Source organism: uncultured Nostoc sp., assembly GCF_937863485.1.
Lineage (GTDB): Bacteria > Cyanobacteriota > Cyanobacteriia > Cyanobacteriales > Nostocaceae > Nostoc.
Window position 1 is genome coordinate 1 of sequence record NZ_CALMFY010000115.1, and the last position, 2,874, is coordinate 2,874.

General features: G+C 42.5%; 3 protein-coding genes. 1 reads left to right on the forward strand and 2 read right to left on the reverse strand.

Translation table 11 applies throughout. The annotated features are described in order from the left end of the window. Positions 1 to 429: 429 nt before the first annotated feature. On the reverse strand, positions 430 to 699 hold the full coding sequence (locus tag Q0541_RS15530; RefSeq protein ID WP_298911591.1) for a hypothetical protein: 270 nt from the start codon (positions 697 to 699) through the stop codon (positions 430 to 432). 18 nt (positions 700 to 717) lie between these two features. On the opposite strand from Q0541_RS15530, the gene Q0541_RS15535 reads away from it, so the two are divergent. After that, positions 718 to 921: a hypothetical protein gene (locus Q0541_RS15535; RefSeq protein WP_298911592.1), complete on the forward strand. Its 204-nt coding sequence runs from the start codon at positions 718 to 720 to the stop codon at positions 919 to 921. Positions 922 to 1,409: 488 nt separating this feature from the next. Here the strand turns inward: Q0541_RS15535 and Q0541_RS15540 are convergent. Then, positions 1,410 to 2,874, reverse strand: a 1,465-nt coding sequence (locus tag Q0541_RS15540; RefSeq protein ID WP_298911593.1) for a calcium-binding protein, incomplete at its 5' end; no start/stop codon positions are given.

The window sequence follows — 2,874 nt, forward strand, 5'->3', positions numbered from 1 at the left end:
TACGTACCAAGTAGTGTTTTTGGGAAGCTCTTCTTTATCCGTTGTAATTTGCCAACGATACAAAGGTTCTACTTTTTCTTTGAAGGAAAACTGTAAATCTGCATTAGCGGGACTTAAACATTTTTAAGGGACAAACAAGCCTTAAACCCATGCAGGGTAAGGGAAATACACAAATGCTTAAAAATGGCTGAAACTCAGATATATCAACAAACCCAGCAAAATAGTGTCAAAGTCATTCTGGATATAGCTTTGAGACTATTTTTTAGGTGTTTTTTGTCTAAGTCCCACTAAAAATGTTGCTTAATTTTTGCCAAGTTATTCTGTCGTTACAATAGTTTTTCATTGCACATCTTAGCTGTCAAAAACTTATTTGATTATCATTTTTATTTAAGTAATTTTGAGTATTTGCACTGATTGACAAAATGCACTTTACCTTAAAATCTCACGGATGGGTGCAACCAAAGTCTGCAATTGGTCTGTAACTTCTTGAGTGTAACGAATTAGTGGTAATCCACAAATAAAAGCGAGGTCTATTTGGTCTTGAAATAATAGAGGATCTTGGAGGGGATCGCATTCACCAAGGTGTAGTTGGATTTCTAGTTGTAAAACACGACCCAAATAAGCTGCGATCGCGTGATATAATCCGAAGCAATTAGGAGCTAAGTAGGATACAGCCCGTAAGCTTGTTAATATACTCATTCTTGTTTTAAAACAGTATTGTATTTTCCTAGAAAACTTGAGTTAACTTCCGCCCAACCTGATAAAGCCGCTATTTTCAAGGCGATGGAGTTACACCATACGGAGCGGATGAAGTCATTATATGCCCAGGCAATAGTATCTGAAATCATTGAGTTCCCACTGCGTCAGATGATTCATGCTTTGGTAACAGCGATCGCAGAAATGTTTGAACATCAAAACTAAACTTTTTGACAGTAAAGACACCAGGCGTGGTTATCGCATTACAGCGTTACCCGCACATCAGATTCCGGCTGACTAAACAAGCGCAACCTGGCTCTAGCGTTGGTAAGACCATTAACAGTACGACACTTATTTTTTAATTCACGTTGAAAATCAATCTTACACTGAAACAGCATTTACCAGCGTAGGCGTAGCTCGCCTTTGGCAAAGCGTCTTGTAGAGAAGGCATCGCACTAAATCTTCTCAACCAAATGGCTAACAATATCCGTATCTGCGCAAAGCTACGGCACGAGCTATGCACCCCAAAGCAAGGGAAAGATTCTTTAGAAAAATGAGATGAGGGCGTTTTTGATTCGCTAGGATTATAGAGTCAATTGCTCACGCTATCGCTTATCCATTATGACTTGCATCGGGAGCAAAACAGATGTGAAGTGCTTTAAACAGCACCTCGCAAATCTTAGCAATTGGGGACAAGAGAGCGCTAACTCCGATCAAACAAGTACAAAATTTTTCTTGGTTAGTGACAATCCAGTAGATAGTTGGGCAAATTTTACCTCAGTAAACCCAGACGCACTACCATCAAGGTCAAAGTACAGTCCACCTGTAGAATCGTCATAGATGAATCGTTGACTGCTTGTAGTTGCAGATGTTCCAATGGTAAACTGAGTTTTCTGAAGTGAACCTATTGATAATCCGCCACCAAAATTAAAAGCATCTACCTGAATCAGTTCATTAGTGGTGTTGAAGTCATAAATAGTGTTAACACCTCCATTGTAATTATTGAAACCAAAGGTATCAGTCCCATCCCCTCCAATTAGGCTATCATTACCTTTTCCACCCGTAAGGGTATCATTACCATTGGTGCCGACAATAAAGTCATTGTAGTCTGTACCTGAGATGTTTAATCGTTCGATATTGTTGTAATTAACCTGATACTTGCCTACTTTAATTGATCCAATGTTAGTAGCAGCATCGAATGTCGTTGTGATTCCCCCAGCAGTAAAGTTGTAAAGGGTGAACAACAAATCTTCACCATTACCCCCATCTACCGTTTGAGTCACTAAATCAGACAAGGCAGTATCTGGGGAATTAGTGACTAGATTGAAGGAATCATTGCCATCACCCCCAGACAAGAGGTTATCACCTGTTGAACTGCTGGCACTTAAGGTATCGTCACCAGCGCCACCGTTGAGGGTGTTATTGCCAGACGGGCGAGAGTCGGAGTAGTCAAAGTCGGAGCGGTAGGAGTAGTCGCCAGAAATGTCAAGATAATCATTGCCATCACCCCCAGAGAGCAGATTATCGCCTGTTGAACCCCTAGCATTTAAGGTATCGTTCCCTACACCTCCATCAAGAGTGTTATTGCCTAATGAGCGAGAGTCAGAGGAGTTGCCGAAACTGTTGCTGTAACTGCCAGAGACATTAAGAGAATCATTGTCATCGCCCCCAGAGAGCAGGTTATCACCTTTTGAACCACCAGCACTCAAGGTGTCGCTACCTGCACCTCCGTTGAGAGTATTATTGCCTAATGAGCGGGAGTCAGAGGAGTAGCCGGAACTGTTGCTGTAACTGCCAGAGATATCAAGAGAATCATTGTCATCGCCCCCAGAGAGCAGGTTATCACCTTTTGAACCACCAGCACTCAAGGTGTCGCTACCTGCACCTCCGTTGAGAGTATTATTGCCTAATGAGCGGGAGTCAGAGGAGTAGCCGGAACTGTTGCTGTAACTGCCAGAGATATCAAGAGAATCATTGTCATCGCCCCCAGAGAGCAGGTTATCACCTTTTGAACCACCAGCACTCAAGGTGTCGCTACCTGCACCTCCGTTGAGAGTATTATTGCCTAATGAGCGGGAGTCAGAGGAGTAGCCGGAACTGTTGCTGTAACTGCCAGAGATATCAAGAGAATCATTGTCATCGCCCCCAGAGAGCAGGTTATCACCTTTTGAACCACCA